Here is a 21014-nt window from a genome sequence, read left to right as displayed (position 1 = left end):
ACTCCTTTTCTATCAATTATGCCTCGGCATAATTGCGTCCGGAATCGGCTTTGTGCAAGCACAAAGAACTCTTTTCCGATTCCGTGACATCCGCCGGAGGCTTTAACTTCTTTCAGTAGAAGTTAAATTACATTTAGTTTATACTATGTCCAAATAGTAATTACATAGATAAAATCAAGTCTTTCAGTGATTTGACTTGAATAATGAAAGGAGTTACTACATGTTAGATAGTACGGATATGCGTATTATAGATGAGCTTTCCAAGAACAGCCGTATTACGATGAAAGAATTGGGTGAGAAAGTTCATTTGACTGGGCAAGCAGCGTCATCGAGGGTTGCAAAACTAGAAGATAATGGAGTCATTGAGGGCTATACAATTAACGTTAATCAAGTAAAATTAGGGAGCATTGTCCATGCATTTCTTAATATTTATACAAAAAGTCCGTACCATGAACCTTTTCTTTCATTTATAAAAACGCAGCAGCATTATATTATTAATAACTTTAAAATTAGCGGAGATAGTTGCTATCTTCTTGAATGCAGATTCCCGTCAAATGAGGTACTAGATCAGTTTTTAGTCGATTTAAATAAGCATGCAAACTATAAATTGTCTATTGTCATTAGTAAATAGTGAAATACCAGAGATTTCCTAGGGCACTGAAAAAGTCGATTTGCCACAAAAAATGTGATGCAAATCGACTTTTTCGAGTTTCTAAATCCAACAAAAGACAGATTTATAATATAAAAAATGAATTCCTTTAGTTTTTCAGTGCCCTTTGGATTGCCTGGTATTTTTCACTTATTTATTTTAATTCTCCACTTTAACATAAACACTACCAATTAACCTTCCATCAGTATAAGCATCTAGCTTCCACATGCCGCCTTCTGGGAAAGTCATATTGGTCGGAGCATGGTTATCTGCCCCACTGTTCGGTCCAAGTAACTTAGCATCTGTAACTAATTCAATTTCTTTATTTGTCAATTGGTGAGTTCTCTTGATGCTAAGTATCTCTCCTGTTTTGACGCGATTTCCCCAAAAGTGCCAGCCATACTTTCCTGTTTTGCGAGCAAATATTTTTTCGTCTTTACTATGCGAAAATCCTAATAATTGCGGTTCACCAATCATGCTTAAGTTTTTGGATGTGAAATACTCACTTTCTTTCCATTCAATTTCTTTTGCCAAAGCTTCTCCAACAAGTTTCGAGCTTTTATCCTGTTGAATAATATCGTTTGATTCTTTAGGTGAGCAACCTACTAATAACAACCCACAAATTATGAAGCCTAAAAATTTTTTCATACATATTTCCCCTTTTTATTGTTTAACGACTATTATTCATTATTTGTTACAAATCCAAATTTTATCATTGCCATTTCCGTTATATTCTACGTGTAATTGCGCAATCTAAAACGTAACCAATAAACATTATCGGAGGATTTAACAATGAAAAAATTATTGTATATGGGAGCGTTAGCAGCATTACTACTAACTGCATGTTCTTCTAAAGATGAAGCTCCAGCTAGTGAACACGCAGAGGCAAAAGAAAAAACCGTCAATGCTGAAACAAAAGAAAATCTTGAAAATTTTTTTCTAGATGAAATGGTAGATCCATCTGAAAAATGATTGAAGAAATATTATAACCGTTGAAGACAGATAACTAATGAAGGTTATCTGTTCTTTATTGTATTTTCTTTACTAATAAGTTTGTCTGTCTTTATTCACAAATGGTTGTTATCACCTATCGTACAAAACGGGATAGAGAGCAACAGGAATTGTAAATAGGGTGCGCAAATCAATTATGCCTCGGTATAATTGCGTCCGGAGGCTTTAATATGTCTTTTATGCCGAAAGCGTAGCGACAAGGTACAGGTGTTTGGACACTCGCTGAAAAGTAACTTAAATCCGCATTCATCTCACCATCTATAGAGGTGGGAGACTTCTGCTGAAAGTAGTGAAACGTTATTTACAAAAGCTGATGCTATAAATATTTTTAAAAATAGGTGATATTTTTTCTTTCCAAACAAATTATGGACCTATTTACAAAATAACTCCAAAATTCTATAGTCCAAGCTCTTAATATTGAAAACTGCACCTCCATTATTAGACATTTAACTAACAATTGGAGGTGCAGCTCATATTGAAATGTTTTTATTGTTTTAATTAGACAGTGCCTTACTCCATTGCTTTGATTTTTCTTTCTTTTTCAGAACAACGAACGATATGGATGTACCTTGATTTAGTTTACTGTTAATTTGAAGTCCCTCACCGTAATGTTGTTTTAAACGGAGGTCTGTATTCAGCAATCCAATTCCAGTTGATATCTCCGATTTTCTTACAAGTAAACGTTCCATCGTCGCTTCATCCATGCCAATACCATCATCCGACACAGTGATCTCAATGTATGTGTCATAATCTACAATGCGAAGATGAATATTCCCGCCATTTTCACGGGGCAAAATACCATGTTTCAAAGCATTTTCAATCAATGGTTGAATGGTCAGTGATGGGATCATGACGTCTGTAGAAACGTCCACATCCCACGTTATATTTATCCGCTCCCCAAAACGTTCCTTATGAATATATAGATAGGATCGTACAAGATTTAACTCATCCTCAATTGGAACAAGTTCATCAATATTTTGGAACTTAAATGATTCCCTTAAAAAATCACTGAGTGCTTCGAGCAGCTTACTTGTACGCTCAAGATCAATTTCACTTAATGTGATAATGGAATTTAATGTATTGAATAAAAAATGAGGCTGTATTTGTGCCTGAAGCCAAGCTGCCTCCATTCGAAGTCTTTCTTGTGCAGATTGTTTAACGTCAGTAAGTGCTTTTACTCTTGAACTTAACTCCAGAGCATCAACAGGCTTTGTGACGTAATCATTAGCACCAGCTAAAAATCCATTTTCAATGTCTTGAGGCTGACTTCTTGCTGTAAGAAGCAAAACAGGGAGTTCTGTTATTGAAAATTGCTGACGAATCGTACGTACTAATTCGTATCCAGACATATTTGGCATCATCACGTCTGATATGACCAAATCCCACTCTTGAGACATTAATATTTCGAGAGCTTTACTACCACTTGTGACTGTTACTAAGTCATATTTTTCTATTGAAAGAATTGTTTCGATAACTCTTAAGTTAACTGGATCATCATCCACGACCAATACTCTAGGTCGATTTGCTTCAAAGATTGAATGGTTTTCAGCGTGATAATTAATTGGATTTGTAAAAGTCACTCCTGTTAAAGCATCCTTCGCATTTGATCGCAGAGCCACATTTTCTGTATTTTGCTCATCTCTTAGATTTGATATTGGTAGGGTAAAAGTAAATTCTGACCCTTTACCTACAACTGAATTTGCTTGTAATGTTCCCCCATGTAGTTCAACCAAACGTTTACTAATACTAAGTCCTAGCCCAAATCCGCCTTCAATCATTGCCTTACTAAGGGTACCCTGCTCATAAGGTTCAAATATACGCTGAAGGGCTTCCTTATCAATACCAATACCAGTATCCGAAATCACAATTTCCGCCATACCATTTTTCACATGACCTGATATGGTTACTTCACCCTCGTTCGTGTATTTCACTGCATTATGAAGTAAATTGAAAACAATTTGAATAACCCTATTTTCATCAGCAACTACTTTTGGAAAATTTTCAGGGATTTTATTAATTAACTGAATCTGCTTTCCTTCTCTCATTACATAGAGCATATCTAATACACCCGATACAATTGTGTGAATCGAAAAAGTTCTAAGTTGTAGCTTGGGTGTATTGTCTTTTAAGCTCATAACGTCCAGTAAATCATTTAACATAAGTGACATACGACGCCCTACTGACAGCACTGTTTCTAAATCCTTGACACTTTTGTCACTGAGTACATGTTCTTCTCTTTCCAAAACAGCTTTAGAAATGTTAAGTATCCCATGGAGTGGATTTCGTAACTCATGAGACGTATTGGCGAGGAATTCATCCTTTAACTTATCTGTTTTTTGTAGCTTACTAGCAAGGTCTTTTGTATCCGAATAAACTTTAGAATATCCTTTAAACCATAAAGTAGCCAAACAAGCCATTGTGATAATAAGATCAAATGGATACATGATCACTTTTATCCCAAAGATGAGAAGTAGGCCATCCCAAATCATATTATTGCCAAATGCTAATATGGCAAGAAGTAAAAATATATTACTTCTGATCTCTTTAATAGATTTTCGCATTACTGTTAGGATCGTTATTACCAACGCAATACCTAAAATTATTATATATATTTCTTGATTAGTTACTATATAGCGAGTAGGCAGCACGATTGCCATAAATGTAGCTATACCACAAAAAATACTAAACCAACTTATATATTTTCTCACATGGTGAGGCAACCAATGTTTTATGCATTGGAGTAGTGAAAAGCCTATCCCTACCATAGCAAGATGAACTAATTTAAAACCCCAGTCGTAATTAATCGGAAACCAATAAGATAATAATTTGTCATCGCTTGCTAATAGGTAATAAAACATAGTGCATATCGATAACAGAGAAAAGTAAAGAAATCTTTTATCCTTGTTTCCTACCAAATATAAAATGATGGAATAGATAGCGTGTATTAGAAAAACTACAGCCACCAGTTGCTGCATTGTTACTGACAATTGAGTTTCCCAAGCTAATATATCTTCTTTTCCTAATTTAATGGAGCGAACAATTCCACCGCCACGAGGATCCTTAAAGTTAGAAGCCTGAACAATAATTTCGATTTCTTTATGACCGTTTGCTTCAAAGGAAGCCGTATATGGAACATTTTTGGCAACTGTATTTTCTGCATTCTCCCCTATTTCTCCTGATTTTTCCAACCGTCGTCCATTTACATAAATTTCTGAGGAACTCCGAACACTCGGAACTCGAATACTGTAAGTTATATTGTCTTCTGGATTGACGAGTAATTTTAAGCGATATGAACCGTAACCATAAGGGGTCATCTCTCCCTCTTGTAAAGAAGTACCCCATCCCTTTGGAACCTGTATGTATTTAGCATGATCCTCCGTTGATTGTAAATTCTTCTCTTCACTAATCAACCAATAATAAGGATAAAACTCCCACTCTCCATCAAGGGTAATGGAATGGCCGTCAAAAAAATTCCAATTTCTTAAATCGATTTGCCCTTTTACAGCATATGGTTGATCTGAATTTTTAAATAACTCCAGCCATAAAATTCGTGAGCCTGTTAGAAATATAAAAAACAAGCTAATGATGAGAACAATTTTTCTCTTTTTCATTAAAAATAATTGTCAAAAGGTAGTTTGTGTTTTTCTATTATTAACACAAGTTCCTTAGGCCAAACTACACCTCCTACGATATATTATCCTATCAGAGTTACTATTATTTTTAAATCTAATTTTTTGTCTTAAATCCAAATTTTACAATTCTGCAATATTTATAATGTCGATGATTGTTTAACAGGTGGTTTAATGCAAGAGTCAAATTTTAGGTAGTCAATATCGTACAATAAAAGCTGAAAGATTTGTGCTACACTTACTTCCATATTACCGAAAAGAAGGTGTTCATGAGATGTTAGAAGAAAGAACCGTTCACTTTGATAATGATCTTCAGATTGAAGCCTATCGTTTCTGTGGAATCATGCAAAAATTCCCAAACCACTTCCATGAATACTATGTGATTGGGTTCATAGAGAGTGGCCAAAGACGATTAACTTGCAAGAACAAAGAATATATCATCAATACCGGTGATTTAATATGTTTTAATCCTCTGGATAATCATGCTTGTGAACAGATTGACAACAAAACATTAGATTATCGATGTTTAAATATTAAGCCTGAAATCATGCGAAAAGTAACCAAAGAGATTACTGGAAAAGACTATCTGCCCCAGTTTAAAACTCCAGTTGCTTATTTAAGTGAACAAACAAGCATATTACATAATCTTCATCAGATGATCATGAACGAATTACCAAATGATGAAAAGCAAGAAACATTTTATATTTTTATCAAGCAGTTAATTGACGAATATACAGAGCCTCCTAATGAAGCTGATTCTGGTGCAAAAACAGAAATGATTAAAAATCTTTGTCAATATATAGAAGCACATTATCAAGAGCGAATTACTTTAGATGATTTAGCGAGAATGGCAAATATGAATAAATATTCTTTAGTTCGAGCATTTACCCGTGTTCGCGGCATTACGCCGTATCGCTATCTACAAACAATACGTATCAATGAGGCAAAGAAGCTTTTGGAACAGGGAGTGCCGCCATTAGATGCGGCCCTGTATAGTGGCTTCGGCGATCAAAGTCACTTTAGCCATTTTTTTATGGAATTTATCGGTTTAACACCTAAACAATATCAATATTTTTTTACTAAACTTGATGAACAATCGACTATTAGAAAGGACTAGTATATGGAGAAAAAAAATACTGTTGGTCATACAGCAGCACTTATTACCATTTTGATTTGGGGAACAACTTTTATCTCTACTAAAATATTATTGAATGATTTTACCCCTATTGAAATCCTATTTTTTCGTTTTGTCATAGGTTTCGTTGCGTTAATGATGATCTACCCGTACCGACTAAAATTAACGAATAAAAAACATGAATTTATTTTTGCTAGTGCTGGTTTATGTGGTGTTACGTTTTATTACCTTTTAGAGAATATTGCCTTAACCTTTACAATGGCTTCTAATGTTGGCGTTATCAGTTCCGTCGTTCCCTTTTTCACAGCCATTCTCACCTACCTATTTTTGAAGGAGGAACCATTACGGATCAACTTTTTCATTGGATTTATTGTTGCAATTACTGGAATCTACCTCATCAGCTTTAACAGTACTTCAAAGTTCCAGCTAAACCCCTTAGGAGATTTATTAGCTGTAATTGCTACGCTCGTTTGGGCTACTTATTCTGTATTGACTAAAAAAATAAGTGGTTACGGATATCATACAATTCAAACGACAAGAAGGGTGTTTTTTTACGGGATTCTATTTATGATGCCTGCCCTTTTCCTGTTTGATTTTGAATGGGAACTGAAACGTTTTACAAATCCAGTTTCTTTATTCAATATAATATTCTTAGGTCTTGGTGCTTCTGCTCTTTGTTTTATTACATGGGGCTATGCTGTTAAAACGCTAGGCACCATTAAAAGTAGTATTTATATTTACGCGGTTCCTGTCATTACAGTACTAACATCTATAATTGTATTACATGAACAAATAACTTATTTGGCGGCATTCGGTATAGTTCTAACATTATCTGGTCTTTTTATTTCTGAGAAAAACTTAGTTCAAAAAAACAGAAAAAAAACACGAGTCTAACAAAATTTAATTAATCAATAAAAATCACCAGAAAACTGAAATTGGAGTAGCTGGTGATTTTCATGTTTATCGAGTAATATAAAGTCGATTAATAGCTAAAATATCTTCAGGGTTATGTAATATATCAGTAGGGAATGCACCTACTAATTTATCTTTATTGCCTTCTCCCCATAATGCGCCAAAACTCATTATACCAGCCGCATTAGCAGCTAAAATATCTGTTGGCTGACCAATTACGACTTTTATTAAAGGTACTTGGCACACGAAATCTTGCTCGTCAGCGATACCAGAAATGGACTTCGCCTTTGGTAGCAAGAATCCCACTGACGTTAGTCAGCTTGCCCTTTAGGGGTGGGAGTGTCAAAAAAACTTTAACTGTTTCAGCGCATAATCGGTTGTCATTGTTATGTTTTCTGGGATTTCATTTATTGAAAACCACTGCACTTCCTCTAAAGCATGAGGCTCTCTATTTTGTACTTCTCCATTCGTAATACGAGCAGCGAAAGTAGGCGCAACATAATGAACATTCTCTGATTGAATAATATGGTTGGTCACACATACCAATTGTGTAATTTCGATGTCCACTCCAAGCTCTTCCTTTATCTCACGTATGATCGCATTTTCTATTGTTTCCATGTAGTCAACCTTGCCACCAGGTAAGCTCCAACAGCCTGCTTCAGGTGCTTTTTTACGTAAAACGAGTAAAATTTTATTAGCCTTATCTAGGATAACCGCCCCCACGCCAACTTTTGTTGATTTCTCTTTTTCCATTTTTATGTCCTCCTCTATAATGACTAACCTCTATCGAATGTTTAATTTCCATAAAGCTAAAATATGTTGCGAATAGTAGATGCCCCTTCATAACGATAAAACTTGTAATATTACTTGGAAAAGTGTAGGAAAATTTATTACTAACTATATTCCATTATTTATTTTTTTAGTTAGATGATTACCATCTTTCCTTTTTACAGCTTTGCGTATTATAGATTGTAGAAAGCAGGGAGTAGTTATGGGCTGTTCAGGTAATGGTTACGGCACAGGGTCCGCTTTTGCCCTAATTGTAGTATTATTCATTCTTTTAATTATCGTTGGCGCTACTTTTATTAAATACTAAAAAACGATTACGCCAACACCTCTATTGCTCATATTTTTATGAGAGAAATACTAATTTACCCCTACATCTTCAAGGGTCACCTTCCTCCAGTGACCCCTTTTTTCTTTCATATACTTCTAACTTAATGACGAAACATTCACTATTATTTTGAAATCAAATTCTTTTCATTCGTCCCATACATCCATTTCCTTCAAAAATTTATATAGATACATACAAAAAAATGAAAGTCCAACCAATAGCAGAATTCCCCCAAATATAAAATTCGATAAAATATACCCTTGCTTTATTACGAGGAAACTATCTGTATCCATGCTTCCACCCATTGAAGTACTTAAATACTCATTTGCTGAATTTACACCATTTTCAACACCGTTTATTACAATTAAAAATCCAATCGCGATTAGGACAAATGTAAACAATCCAAATCCATACTTTTTTATATTCTTCATAATTTTTTCATCCATTTTCTCCTATTCCCCCACTCCTTCAAAAATATAGTATGTGTGAATGTTTATCACGGTCTTGAAATGATTTGACTTCATCCTTTATCACTAAATATTCGATTACTTTTTCCCACGGTCAAAACAAGTCGCTTGGTTTGGAAATATACACCTTTACCTCTAGCTGAACAATGTAGCTGACGCTTTGCTTTCGCTACAAAAAACATTTGCTGAAAAAAATAAATATTTGTATCAATTTTTGGAATATGAAAGGAATTTATGTATTTATTTAAGTAAAAATCATTTTATTTAATCGTTTTAATGATAAAGACCAAGACAGTAATTAATCTATCTTGGTCCATGCCATTATTATGATGTTTTAACCTTTATTAGAGAAAAAATATTAGTGTCATACGGAACACCGTTTTGGTGCATATAATTTTTTAATATCCCTTCTTTTTCAAAGCTTAATTTGATTAATAGTTTATTTGAAGCTTCATTTTCAGTGAAAACAATAGCTCCAATACGCATTAAATCCATCTCTTGAAAGCCAAATGATAGGACTCTATTAACAGCTTCCTGCGCATACCCTTTTCCCCAACTCTCAGGAAAAAGTGCATAGCTAATGTCAGCCCTTTTATGCTCAGTGGACCACTCTTGAAAACCAATAGTACCAATAATACCTTCTTGCCCTTTTAAGGCAATTCCCCATTTAATTCCACGTTTTTCATCATAATTTTTTGAAAAATTTTTAATTATTTGTTTAACCTGCTCTAAACTCGATAAAGGATTCTGCCCATAGTGGCGTAATACATCAGGATTTGAAAAACAATTTAAAACTTCTTGGGCGTCATGTTCGGTAAGTTCTCTTAACACTAATCGTTCAGTATCTAAAATAGGAAACATCTTCTACACTCCATTTCCAAATAAGTTATAAGTTAGATTCTATATTAAATGAGTGTGAGTTGCACTACTGATTTTTTAAATGTTCAAGAAATCCTATAGAATAAAACCTTTATAAATGACAATATCCAACAAGGTCCATTCCAATCAATGCATGCAAATCCATACAAAGAAAGACATAAAAATTCTAAAAATAGCTCTTTATAGATGGATAATGAAATGGTCTCTCATGCCAATAAACTTAGCAAACTCATCCCCAACTTGCCGTCCTGAACTAATTTTATCAATAATTCATGATTAAAACCCTTCCTTACATAAGGTAATTGGCCCTGAGTTCTTTATTTAGTACAACATACTATAAAGGAAAAAGAAGTTTCGTATGTTTGTGGTTGTCATATTAATTTGCCTCAACCATTGTTCCAATAGCACCTTATTCTCTATTTCATCAATGATCTCGTGCGCACCTGAAGGCAGGTCTTAAAATTGTAGCTATCAGTCATTACTTGTGGCGCTTGCTTATATGGGCCTAGTCGAAGTGGAAAATACCGCATTCCAATGTTTAGAAATTAATTTCAAATGTTCGAAAAGAAAACTCTGTAGAAATGGATGCCGGTAAATGTGAACCACACTTTAAAATAACAGTAGAAAATCAACATTAATCCCTTCTCCACAGTGCCCATAGCTGTATTTTATTAATAAAAAGGAAATGTATTATAAAGGCTATGACGTATTGTTACAGCCTTTTATAAAATATATTACTGTTCCTTTCTTCAAATAATCCTGCTATAAATTTTTATAAGGAGGGGATTGTTTTGAGTTATCCATCTTATGGAGTAAATACACCAGGTACAAATTTTGCCTTTGTTATTGTGTTATTCGTTCTTTTGATTATTGCCGGTCTTGGCTTGTTTTATTTATTAAGAACTTTAGTATGGAGCGGTGTGTAGTATTGCCTTATATCCAAAATACTTAAGTTATAGTCTGTTGGTTTTTTAATTATCATAAAGTTAAATTAAAGAATGGGTTAACGGATAATAGAAACTATGTTTGGTGCGATTTTAGGGCTTGCGTGTTTCTACGGAAGTCCTTTTTCATGTTTCTCATACTCTTAGGATAGTGGCAGAAATGTTCTAAACGTTTTGAGACAAATATCGTCGATCTCCTGGTTCTTCATTTCAAGAAACTTCGTTATAAAGTTAATTTCATTTTTCTACTAACGCTCTTCATATCAAAATGTTTATAAAAATCAATTGCTTTCTTATTGAATTCCCAAACATTTAACTCGATTGAGTCAACATCCCTTATTTTAGCCCAAGTTATACAAGCCTTGAATAACAATTTTCCGATTCCTTTTCTTTGTAGGTCTTCTTTTACACCAAAATCATGTATGTAAGCATATTTCCGTTGAACGAGAGACTCAAAAGGTGGAGAAGCTTCAACACTTATAATTGCGAAACCCACTACAACTTCATCTTCCTTTGCAATTAGAATATCACTCTCTTCGTTGTCAATTAGTTCTTTATAATAAGATTCGGGCATTACAGACTCCACACTTTTAAAAATCGTTGGTTCCTCCATCACATGCTCCTCATGCCCTTCTTTTACAATTTCATTCACAGCAAAATAATCTCCCTCTATTGCGATAAAAACCTCAATTGTCATCATATAAGCCCCCTCATATCAACCGCCCATTTTCAAACTGTACGAGCATCGAAATAATATTCCTTTTATTATACAGAGAAATGAGATCATGTGGTTTGATATTCCAATTTCACACCATCTTTTTCATTTCCTCATATCCGCTTTTCGATTGAGGCACATGACTTACAGAGTGGATAAATACAAAAAGACCAGGACTCACTTTATGAATGAGTGTCTGGCCCTTTGTATTTGTTTGACAAGATTACATTGATAGATTACAACATCATTCTAAACAATTTCTGAACAAACCCTAAAAATACTAAAATCTGCCTAATCAGTAAGGTTTAGTCGGCCACCACAAATTACCAACATCCAATAATTTCATTTCTATAGCCCATTTTCAAGAACTACAAATATACAATAGATTCGATGATATTGAATTCAGAAATTTGATGCAATCGACCGTAGATTCGATAATGTTGAACAGAGATTAGATACAATCGATCATATTATTGTTTCCTATTTTTAACATTAATCCCCTCTTAATTATTTTGCATAAACTTTCCCATTTACTACATCTTCAGTTTTCTATTATGGGGGACGGTATCAATAAACATAAAAAAGACTTAGTACCCATTATTAATCACCTGCTGGAGGCTTTAACTTAATTCAGCGGATGTTTGTACACCAGCTGAAAAGAACTTAAACCCGCATTCATTTGTAACTGCCGTTTCACTTACGTTACAAAAGACATTTGCTGAAAGAAGTTACATCATATTACTTATCCACGACCAGCTTGGAATTCAGGATATAAAGTCATTCCACCATCCGCAAATAGAGTAGTCCCTGTTACATAACTAGCTTGTGATGAAGCAAGCCATACTGCGACTGCGGCAATTTCCTCTGGTTTTCCGATATACCCCATTGGTACCATACTTTCCACATCTGCACGTTTTGCTGGATCTGCAAATTTTTCAGCATTTATGGGTGTATTGATCGCTCCAGGTCCGATGTTATTGACACGAATTCCCTTTGGAGCATATTCTAACGCTAATGTTTCTGTCATTAACTTAATGCCCCCTTTACTAGCGGCATAATGCACGAATAAAGGCCAAGGAATTTTCTCATGAACACTGGACATATTGATAACAGTACCTTTAATATCGTTCTCCACGAAGTATTTAATTGCTTCTCGACTTCCTAAAAACGCACCTGTTAAATTTGTATTGATGACTCTATTCCAATCGCTTAACGGCATTTCATGAGAAGCTACTGGATTTTCTATACCCGCATTATTAATCATTACATCGAGGGTCCCAAACTCTTTTATAGCTGTTTGAACGAGATTGATGACATCCGCTTCAACTGTAACATCACCTTGTACAGCAATGGCCTCCCCACCGGCTTTTTTAACCTCTTCCACTACAGCATTTACATCCGCTTCATTTGAACGATAATTTATAACTACTTTCGCTTTTTCTGCTACGAAGCGCATGCCCATTGCTTTACCTAGTCCCGTTGCAGCACCTGTAATCACAACAACTTTTCCTTCTAAATCCGGATACATACAAGGCCCTCCTTTTTATCTTTTCGCAATCCCTAACATAATCCCAGCAGCGACTATAAAAACAATCCCAATGATAATTGCGATGAATTGCTTTTTTGTTTTTTTCTCACCTAATATAAAAATTCCACCTAAAGTAGCGATGACAATCCCCATTTGAGAAAGAGAAAAACTTGTTGCAACTCCTACACGAGGCTGTGATATAAATAAAAACATATTTCCGGCAGCCCATATTAAACCTGGGATAATATTACGAATGGCATACTTATTAAATGGCTTATGCTTAAATGTTAATAAAACCCCACCTATTACCATTCCGATTGCTTGTGGAAATAAGGCAGACCATCCACTTACATTAAATAAGCGTATTACCACTACATATACTAAATAACCAAAAGTGGAAACAAGTAAAATTAAAATTCCTTTTTTCAAATTGCTTCCGTGTTCTTCTTGTTTCTCTTCTGGATTAGGTAGTGATGTGAGAACAATACCAATGATGATACTAATAAGTGCAAGAACACCTAATATAACCGACATTGTTGTCGACCATTCATGAAACACGATCACGCCAAATAAAGTCGTTGATACTAATTGTAGCCCTGTCGAAATGGGCATTGTTTTGGAAACCCCTATTAAATCAATACTTTTCAATTGGTTTACCTGACCTAATGCCCAAAAAAGACCTGATACAATTCCGACTCCAAACACTATAGGAGATAACTCAGGCTTTACAAAAAAGTAAATACCTATAGAGAAAATAAGGGCACCAAATGTTGTGCCAAGTACTTGACTATAGGGTCCACCACCGAGCTTGACGTTAAATAATACAATACTTCCCCAAAAGAGAGCTGGTAATAACGCTAGGATGATATCCATTTTTTAAACCTTTCACCTCTCTAAATGCTTTATTTGATTTAACAAAACATCTATAATACTCTTCTATGATGTGTCAATGGAAATTTTTTATACTGTTAATTAGAATCACCTATTAAGTTGGTTTAATTTGTTATGTGAATCTTCCATTTTCGTCATACAAAATAGACCAAGACGGCAATTAAGCTATCTTGGTCTTATAGAAATCCCTGTTTGCATGTGGATTTTTTACATTTAAATTTATAAATTAATTCCTAAGGCAATTCACTATACAAAAGTAGTTATCTCATCATAATAATATAATAAGCTAATTTTTTAGCCTACACCGCCTTGAATTGTTACTGAGGGTCACTTCCAAACAGTGGCCCTTTTTTTCTCAAAGTATTATTTTCAAAAATTTATACTTCTAAGGTGCTTGTTGGATAAATACCTCTCCACTTTTTGTAACGCTACATATTATAGAAGTAGAAAGGAGGAATGCATCATGGGATGGTTCAGTGGCAATTACAACAACAATTGTTGCTATGGAGGTTATAGCTATGGAGGTGGCAATAACGGTTCAACATTTGTTCTAATTGTTGTTCTGTTCATTCTTTTAATAATTGTCGGCGCTACTTTCATAAATTAATCTTTATAAGAAAAACTCTTTGTAGCTATTAGAAAATATTAACTAGGTGAAATTTTTTGTCTTACACCAGTTCATTCAAGGTCACTTCCACAGAGTGACCTTTTTTAAGTAACGAGATAATACGCCGCCCTTTAGAATATGACTTTGCCCAGCCTCTTTAAAATTTCCCAACAAAACATCAAATGAAATCTTATTATAAACTAGTACCAACAATAATTCTTTTTTTATCTTATAGTTTTTATCCATAAGTGTTGTCGGCACTAGCTTCTTGTTATTAATAAATAATACCAATACTACACTTTGATGCTCATTTATAGGGAAAACTAAGTTATCCCTACCTCCAAATTTATAAGTTAAGAATCACTTTCTTCCGATGCCCCTTTCTATATAAGCCTTTATGAACAATAGTCGCTTCTGGATATTGTAAGTTTATTTAGTCATCTTTTTACATTTTTATTGGTAAAGCACGCCATTTGGTCCCAGCTAAAATAATTATTTATATGAACTGGAACGACCGACTTTTTATAAAGATATTGTCGTTTCTTTTTTAATAGGTATATTAGTAATAGCGTGGGTTCATGTGCTGGTGGTGGTGATGGTGCGGATGGCGATGATGGGTTGGATATGTTGTATGTGTTGGGTAGTAATGCATTGGGTGGTAATGGTGGGTTGGATAATGATGGGCTGGATGATGTTGAGTCGGATAAAAATGGGTTGGAGAAGTAACCGGGTAATATGGATGTCTCCCACCTTGTTGTCCTCCATGACCACCATGCCCGTAATCGTATCGCATAATTTTTCCTCCTTTCGATTTCGATATAGGTTATGCTATAAAAGCATTAACAGTCTACACAAATGCCTATAAGCTAGTCAATTGCCTCCTCTTCACACCTACAAACAAAAGAACAATCGCTATTCCAACTATTTTTCCTATGTTCAATCTAATACGTATAAATTGAGCAGGTTTATTTTATTTTTTAATTTTGTTATAAAACACAATGGATGTTTTCTTGTGTTCTTGAAGTTGGAGCATCCGACAAATTTTATTGACTTCCACTTCCGGCAAGCGTCTAGCCACTCCCTCCACGCTTTGCTTTCGCTACAAAATCATTTGCTGAAAGAAGTTAAAATTGTAAATTCTCATTTTCCTGATGCTTCATCATATTTAATTTTCGTTGTATAAACCATTCTACTACGATTAAATTGAGTACCCAACATAACCAAGCGATTATAGAGTAACTAAGATTAAAATGTTCAAATCCAAATAGTACAGTAAACAAGGCTAGCCAAATTCTTAATGCGACAGCTGCAAAGGTTAAAGAATAATTTCTTATCATCTACTTTTGATGATCAAGAACTTTTTTATATTTAATTTTAGCAAGAGCTTGAAGTGCTGTTATCAGCCAAAATATAGATAAGAAACCAAACCCCAACTGAGACACCAATCCTCCAGTAGCATAAAAGGCTAAATAAAGCCCCGAAACACTACCTAATAAAATACCTAACATATAAATTTTCCCCATCATACGATGACGTTTAATATTTTTTTCTCTAAACCTCGAAAATAATGTAAAGGGACCAATGACTAAAGCCACTATACCAAATACGATATGCAAATAAAGCATTATGTACCAATACGAACTCAATGTTGAATTTAACATAAGCTTCAATTTAACAAACCCTGCTTGATGCGCATCCATGAAAAAATATTGAACCACGGAATAACCAGATATTAAAATAGCTAAACAAATCAATATAAGCCAAGTTTTTTTGTGCATCTTTCTACCTCCTATTTTATATTGTTGGATTTTACTTTCTTCTTACATAAAAGAATCCCCTCACTATTTCTAAACCTATATGCTGTTTGATTTGTGCTTATTTTTGTTTTTTTATGATTTCTTTCCTGTTCATACTGTAACATTTAATTTCACGACATCCCCTTTCCACCTAATAAGTGGCAAAAAATATTTTAAATGAAAATTTGAACCATATAGAATCTTTTGATATTTCTTAGATTGCCATGCCTTCTCTCCCCTACAATATGACACATAAATTGGGTCGATTTAGTATTCTAACGTTCATTGAAAGAATTATCATAAGTAGGATAAAAGAGTTGTAGAGTTACTGTATTTTTATAATTTTGATATAATTCAAACAACTCAATTAAGAACGTGGAAGTAGTTTGAAAGGAGGTATAAGACAGTGGATAAATTACGTTTACACTCTTCAAAATAAAATTTTGAGGAGGAAATAAAATGACAATTGTATTTAAAGAAGAAAAGCATATTGATAAGAATGGTTTAAAAGCACTTTATGAAGATGTAGAATGGTATGCCTATACAAAAGATTTAGACCAATTACAGCAAGCATTGTTAAACTCTATCTATGTATTATCTGCATGGGAAAATGATCAATTAATTGGTTTAACAAGAGTTGTAGGTGATGGTCTTACAATTATTTATATACAGGATATTTTAGTATTGAATAGCCATCAAAATCAAGGCATTGCGACTGATATGATGCATCATATTTTGGAAAAATATAAAGATGTTCGTCAAAAAGTTCTTTTAACAGAAGAAGCACCTGATGTCCGTCATTTTTATGAAAAGAATGGTTTCCAATCTTCTGACAAAGGAACACTTGTAGCTTTTGCAAAAATGAATTAATGGTGTGGGAATGATACACATTTAATCCGACGAAACAATAAATGAATTTTGATATATCCAATATTCTAGGACTTGTGTGTATGAATACACACAAGTCCTTTTGTTATCTACCACATGTTCATAGGGACGCTCATATACATCTGTACATAGCTTTGTATCCCTCTGAAAGGTCAATACTTGAAAGACCGAAAGAGCAAACACTAGAATGATTTTGCTTATCAACATCGCTTACCTGTTATCACCTGTCATGGCTTCTATCACATATTTGCTTCTTACTTGCTGTCTATAGGAAACACCTACCCACAAACAAAAGGCTTAGGCAGGTGCTTTAAGCGATGATTTATCGTAAATAAAAAACCTATTAGATAGTTTCATCATATCGGTATTCGAAGTATATCCACTATGCTTTCACAATATGAATTGGCCTCCCCATAATTACCTCAGCAGCTTCCATTGTAATCTCACCTAAAGTTGGATGAGCATGGATTGTTAATGCTATATCTTCTGCAGTCATACCCGCTTCGATCGCAAGACTTAATTCAGCAATCATATCAGATGCACCAGCACCAACAATTTGAGCACCGATTAATATGCCATCATTTTTACGTACAACAAGTTTCACAAAACCTTCTGTTGCATTTAAAGCTAATGCACGACCATTTGTTGCGAATGGGAATTTCGCTACTTTCACCTCAATACCTTCTGCTTTTGCTTGCTCTTCATTGTAACCAACAGTTGCAAGTTCTGGATCTGTGAAACATACAGCTGGGATTGCTAAGTAATCTACGATTGATTTTTCGCCAGCGATTGCTTCTGCAGCTACTTTACCTTCATAAGATGCTTTATGAGCAAGCTGTGGACCAGATACGATATCACCAATTGCATAAATGTTTGGTACTGAAGTACGGCATTGTTTGTCAACTTTTAGTAAACCTCGTTCTGCGAATTCGATGCCTACTGCTTCAAGACCCATTTCATCTGTATTTGGAAGACGACCTACAGTTACTAATACATAATTAGCTTCAACTGTTTTTTCTTCTCCGCCAGCTTCATACGTTACAACTACGCCGTTTTCATTTTCTTCCACACCTGTAGCTGATGCGCCAACAACAACTTCTACGCCTTTTTTCTTTAAGCCTTTTTTCACAACTTGTGTCATTTGCTTTTCAAATCCAGCTAAAATGTCTTTGCTGCCTTCAATGATTGTTACTTGAGAACCTAAGTTAGCGTAAGCAGAACCTAGTTCAGTACCGATGTAACCACCACCAATGACAACTAATTTCTCCGGTACTTCTGGTAAAGAAAGTGCATCAGTTGAGTTGATGACGCGTTCAGTGAATTTGAATGTTGGAATTTCAACCGATCGAGAACCTGTTGCAAGGATAGCATTTTTGAATGAGTAAGTTTGTGCGTTGTCGCCATCAATTACACGTACAGTGTTTGCATCTATGAAATATGCTTCACCTTTCACAATGTCGATCTTGTTGCCTTTTAATAGACTTTCAACACCGCCTACTAATTTAGAAACTACGCCTTTTTTGAATTCTTGCACTTTTGTCCAGTCAAGTTTTACTTCTTGTGCAACAACACCCATATCATCTGAATGCTTTGCTTGTTCAAAACGGTGACCTACTGAAATCAGCACTTTTGATGGGATACAACCGACATTTGAGCAAACGCCTCCTAAATACTCTCTCTCTACAATTGTTACGTTTTGCTTCATTTGAGTAGCGCGAATAGCCGCCACATATCCTCCTGGACCTGCACCAATCACAAGTGTATCAATATACTTCATCTATTACTTCCTCCTCATTACTTGCTATAAAATGAAAAATGTTATCCCAAAAATATTTATCTTTTACACAATTATGGTGACCTTTTGTTACAACTTTAATTACCTGTTTAAAGTTGCTATTATTTATTAGTACATCCACATTTGAAATCGGCACTTTTTTATCCTCAATAGAGTGTATGGCAAGTGCTGGGGACTGTTGGTTTTTCACTATTTTTTCTAGACACCATTCTCTCCTAGCTTTTATAAAAACACCTCCTCGTAATAAAAACCAACTGACAAAAAGCCAGCCAAAAGGAATATAAGGAATTGTTACTTTTTCAGCCATTGATTTGCTAATACTTTTTAATGATGTAGGCATTGAATCAGTAATAAGTGCTTGTAACCTCAAATCTGTGGAATTCACAATACTTGCAGCGATTCCCCCCATCGAATGCCCTAAAACATAGAGTGCATTACTATTAATATCTGGCCTCTCGCACACATAATCAATCGTTGATGTTATACTTTGGACAAACGATGCAATACTCACTTGTTTTTGTAATGATTCACTTTGTCCATGACCAAGAACATCCACAATTATTACGTCATAATCGCTAGCTAATAAGGGATCAACATATCGTAACATGTCTGATTTATTAGAGCCCCATCCGTGAATCAGCAGAAAGCAACCTCTTGCCCTCTCGCTTTTCATAAGCCACCCTCGAATTGTCCCAGGACCCAGTTCTATTTCAATGTTTTCATAAGTCGCATTCGGGTATTTTTTATCCTCTTTCATTTTCGGTGTAAAAATATGAAGAATGATATATCTCCTTAGCAATAAAATAATTACGATGAAAGCAACGAATAATAAATATTTCATAATAATCCCCTCCAAAAAAGATACCATTTAGTCTCTTTTTGATTGTAAAAAAGACGGCTTTATGGCCGCTCGGTAGCAATCATTGAAATATATTGCCTCAAATTATTTATAATGATCTTTGATAATTGCCCATCATTCTTTAATCGATCTAATACGAGTCCACCTTCAAGTGTTGACACAATATATATCGCAGTGTCGTATGGCTGTACTGACTGCTTCAACTCCTGATGCTTAATTCCATCCTCTATAATTTTCATTATCCACATTATCATCATATCCATTGCTTCATTAATCGATGGCAGTAACGCACTTCCTTCTAGATCATCCATTTCTATAGCTGCGTTAAAAATAGGACACCCACCTACGATCGGTTTTCCTTCACTTAATTGTAAAAAGGCCTCCACAAATGCGATTAATTTGTCCGTTGCATTTTTGTGTTGTGAAACACTCGTCTTTAAATGATGTTGCATGATTTCGGTAGAAAAATGAAAAGACTCGACCATCAGCTGCTCTTTATCCTTAAAGTGTCGATATATCCCCCCTTTTTGAATATTTGTTTCCTGAATAATGTCACTCATTGTTGTTGTCATATAACCTTTTTTGTTAAAAATTGTAGCAGATTTTCGAATAATATTGCGCCTTGTTAATTCACCTTTTTTCATTTAAACCTCCAAAAAGATACCTTTCAGTCTCTTTTAATATAAAGGAATTTGAATACAAATTCAAGAACTATTTAACAGCAAATCAATTATGCCTCGACATAATTGCATCCGGAATCAGTAACGTTACATAGTACTATTATATTACTCAACTAATTCAACAGTAAGTGTAGTAATTACCATTGGTGCTGTATATTGGACTGTTCCACCATAACCGACTTTTACTTTATCACCAACCTTAAATGTTTCGTCAGGATTCTTCGCTAGATTTACATAAATAATTCCGTAAACCGCATCATTTTCAGCTTCAGTTACATAAACAAAAGCTGCCCGATCGTTTATCACCTCTTCAATCACACCTACAAAAGTTGCTTTAACTTCACTTTTACACATAAACAATAAACTACAGCATATAAGAACTGTAAATAGCAAACTAAATGCCTTTTTCAAAATATAATCCCCCTAAATCTTTCGTTTGTCCTTTAGATTCATAATATCTCATTACAGTCAAGTATTTCTATTTTTTTTCGAATTCCATATTTTCTCCTGATTTA

General features: G+C 34.5%; 21 protein-coding genes and 1 pseudogene. 8 read left to right on the top strand and 14 right to left on the bottom strand.

The window, feature by feature from the left end; all coding sequences use genetic code 11:
• The first annotated feature begins 220 nt into the window (after window positions 1-220).
• On the top strand, window positions 221-631 hold the full coding sequence (locus FJQ98_RS12600; RefSeq protein ID WP_053592732.1) for an Lrp/AsnC family transcriptional regulator: 411 nt from the start codon (window positions 221-223) through the stop codon (window positions 629-631).
• Window positions 632-808: 177 nt separating this feature from the next.
• Here the strand turns inward: FJQ98_RS12600 and FJQ98_RS12595 are convergent, their stop codons facing one another.
• A complete protein-coding gene (locus tag FJQ98_RS12595; RefSeq protein WP_053592733.1) occupies window positions 809-1297 on the bottom strand; it encodes a putative periplasmic lipoprotein in 489 nt (162 codons plus the stop codon).
• A 144-nt stretch (window positions 1298-1441) separates the two neighbouring features.
• On the opposite strand from FJQ98_RS12595, the gene FJQ98_RS12590 reads away from it, so the two are divergent.
• Window positions 1442-1621, top strand: coding sequence for a hypothetical protein (locus tag FJQ98_RS12590; protein ID WP_053592734.1), 180 nt, complete (start codon window positions 1442-1444; stop codon window positions 1619-1621).
• Window positions 1622-2154: 533 nt separating this feature from the next.
• Here FJQ98_RS12590 and FJQ98_RS12585 read toward each other — a convergent pair.
• On the bottom strand, window positions 2155-5271 hold the full coding sequence (locus FJQ98_RS12585; protein ID WP_053592735.1) for a hybrid sensor histidine kinase/response regulator: 3117 nt from the start codon (window positions 5269-5271) through the stop codon (window positions 2155-2157).
• Window positions 5272-5563: 292 nt separating this feature from the next.
• Between FJQ98_RS12585 and FJQ98_RS12580 the strand changes: the two genes are divergently transcribed.
• Together FJQ98_RS12580 and FJQ98_RS12575 are read left to right on the top strand one after the other, a co-directional pair.
• Entirely contained in the window at window positions 5564-6406 is an 843-nt protein-coding gene (locus FJQ98_RS12580) for an AraC family transcriptional regulator (protein WP_201406712.1), read from the top strand.
• A gap of 3 nt (window positions 6407-6409) precedes the next feature.
• On the top strand, window positions 6410-7318 hold the full coding sequence (locus FJQ98_RS12575) for a DMT family transporter (RefSeq protein ID WP_053592737.1): 909 nt from the start codon (window positions 6410-6412) through the stop codon (window positions 7316-7318).
• A 66-nt stretch (window positions 7319-7384) separates the two neighbouring features.
• On the opposite strand, the gene FJQ98_RS12570 is transcribed toward FJQ98_RS12575, so the two are convergent.
• Both FJQ98_RS12570 and FJQ98_RS12565 read right to left on the bottom strand, forming a co-directional pair.
• Window positions 7385-7642 carry an HAD family hydrolase gene (locus FJQ98_RS12570; RefSeq protein WP_143114564.1) on the bottom strand — a complete coding sequence of 86 codons (258 nt, stop codon included), beginning with the start codon at window positions 7640-7642 and terminating at the stop codon, window positions 7385-7387.
• Window positions 7643-7678: 36 nt separating this feature from the next.
• The gene (locus FJQ98_RS12565; protein WP_053592739.1) at window positions 7679-8089 is read right to left on the bottom strand and encodes an NUDIX domain-containing protein; all 411 of its coding nucleotides are present in this window, start codon (window positions 8087-8089) and stop codon (window positions 7679-7681) included.
• 238 nt (window positions 8090-8327) lie between these two features.
• On the opposite strand from FJQ98_RS12565, the gene FJQ98_RS12560 reads away from it, so the two are divergent.
• Window positions 8328-8432 carry a YjcZ family sporulation protein gene (locus tag FJQ98_RS12560; protein WP_075807152.1) on the top strand — a complete coding sequence of 35 codons (105 nt, stop codon included), beginning with the start codon at window positions 8328-8330 and terminating at the stop codon, window positions 8430-8432.
• A gap of 164 nt (window positions 8433-8596) precedes the next feature.
• Here FJQ98_RS12560 and FJQ98_RS12555 read toward each other — a convergent pair whose 3' ends face one another.
• Window positions 8597-8896, bottom strand: coding sequence for a hypothetical protein (locus FJQ98_RS12555; protein ID WP_053592740.1), 300 nt, complete (start codon window positions 8894-8896; stop codon window positions 8597-8599).
• Between the two features lie 345 nt (window positions 8897-9241).
• The gene (locus tag FJQ98_RS12550) at window positions 9242-9778 is read right to left on the bottom strand and encodes a GNAT family N-acetyltransferase (RefSeq protein WP_053592741.1); all 537 of its coding nucleotides are present in this window, start codon (window positions 9776-9778) and stop codon (window positions 9242-9244) included.
• Between the two features lie 809 nt (window positions 9779-10587).
• Here FJQ98_RS12550 and yjcZ point away from each other — a divergent pair.
• Window positions 10588-10722, top strand: a complete 135-nt coding sequence (gene yjcZ / locus FJQ98_RS12545) for a sporulation protein YjcZ (protein WP_143114566.1) — start codon at window positions 10588-10590, stop codon at window positions 10720-10722.
• 241 nt (window positions 10723-10963) lie between these two features.
• Here the strand turns inward: yjcZ and FJQ98_RS12540 are convergent, their stop codons facing one another.
• The 3 genes from FJQ98_RS12540 to FJQ98_RS12530 form a co-directional block, all read right to left on the bottom strand.
• A complete protein-coding gene (locus FJQ98_RS12540; RefSeq protein ID WP_241774472.1) occupies window positions 10964-11440 on the bottom strand; it encodes a GNAT family N-acetyltransferase in 477 nt (158 codons plus the stop codon).
• A 757-nt stretch (window positions 11441-12197) separates the two neighbouring features.
• A complete protein-coding gene (gdh, locus tag FJQ98_RS12535; protein WP_053592743.1) occupies window positions 12198-12983 on the bottom strand; it encodes a glucose 1-dehydrogenase in 786 nt (261 codons plus the stop codon).
• Window positions 12984-12998: 15 nt separating this feature from the next.
• Complete coding sequence (locus tag FJQ98_RS12530; protein WP_053592744.1) at window positions 12999-13856, bottom strand: RhaT/GlcU family sugar-proton symporter; 858 nt, start codon at window positions 13854-13856, stop codon at window positions 12999-13001.
• 481 nt (window positions 13857-14337) lie between these two features.
• Between FJQ98_RS12530 and FJQ98_RS12525 the strand changes: the two genes are divergently transcribed.
• Window positions 14338-14481 carry a YjcZ family sporulation protein gene (locus tag FJQ98_RS12525; protein WP_075807153.1) on the top strand — a complete coding sequence of 48 codons (144 nt, stop codon included), beginning with the start codon at window positions 14338-14340 and terminating at the stop codon, window positions 14479-14481.
• Window positions 14482-15605: 1124 nt separating this feature from the next.
• Here the strand turns inward: FJQ98_RS12525 and FJQ98_RS12520 are convergent.
• Window positions 15606-16259: pseudogene (locus FJQ98_RS12520) on the bottom strand (DUF2306 domain-containing protein).
• Window positions 16260-16736: 477 nt separating this feature from the next.
• Between FJQ98_RS12520 and FJQ98_RS12515 the strand changes: the two are divergent.
• Entirely contained in the window at window positions 16737-17147 is a 411-nt protein-coding gene (locus tag FJQ98_RS12515; protein WP_053592746.1) for a GNAT family N-acetyltransferase, read from the top strand.
• A 400-nt stretch (window positions 17148-17547) separates the two neighbouring features.
• Here the strand turns inward: FJQ98_RS12515 and lpdA are convergent, their stop codons facing one another.
• The 4 genes from lpdA to FJQ98_RS12495 form a co-directional block, all read right to left on the bottom strand.
• Window positions 17548-18942 (bottom strand): dihydrolipoyl dehydrogenase, encoded by a 1395-nt coding sequence (lpdA, locus tag FJQ98_RS12510; RefSeq protein ID WP_053592747.1) that lies wholly within the window; start codon window positions 18940-18942, stop codon window positions 17548-17550.
• Window positions 18929-19801, bottom strand: a complete 873-nt coding sequence (locus tag FJQ98_RS12505) for an alpha/beta hydrolase (protein WP_053592748.1) — start codon at window positions 19799-19801, stop codon at window positions 18929-18931. Before FJQ98_RS12505 ends, lpdA begins: the two co-directional genes overlap by 14 nt.
• Before the next feature lie 59 nt (window positions 19802-19860).
• Complete coding sequence (locus tag FJQ98_RS12500; RefSeq protein ID WP_053592749.1) at window positions 19861-20463, bottom strand: TetR/AcrR family transcriptional regulator; 603 nt, start codon at window positions 20461-20463, stop codon at window positions 19861-19863.
• 141 nt (window positions 20464-20604) lie between these two features.
• Entirely contained in the window at window positions 20605-20910 is a 306-nt protein-coding gene (locus FJQ98_RS12495) for a hypothetical protein (RefSeq protein ID WP_053592750.1), read from the bottom strand.
• Between the last annotated feature and the right edge of the window lie 104 nt (window positions 20911-21014).

The organism is Lysinibacillus agricola (genome assembly GCF_016638705.1).
GTDB lineage: Bacteria > Bacillota > Bacilli > Bacillales_A > Planococcaceae > Lysinibacillus > Lysinibacillus agricola.
Note: the sequence above shows the minus strand (reverse complement) of the source record. Positions and strands in the feature narration are given on the sequence as shown.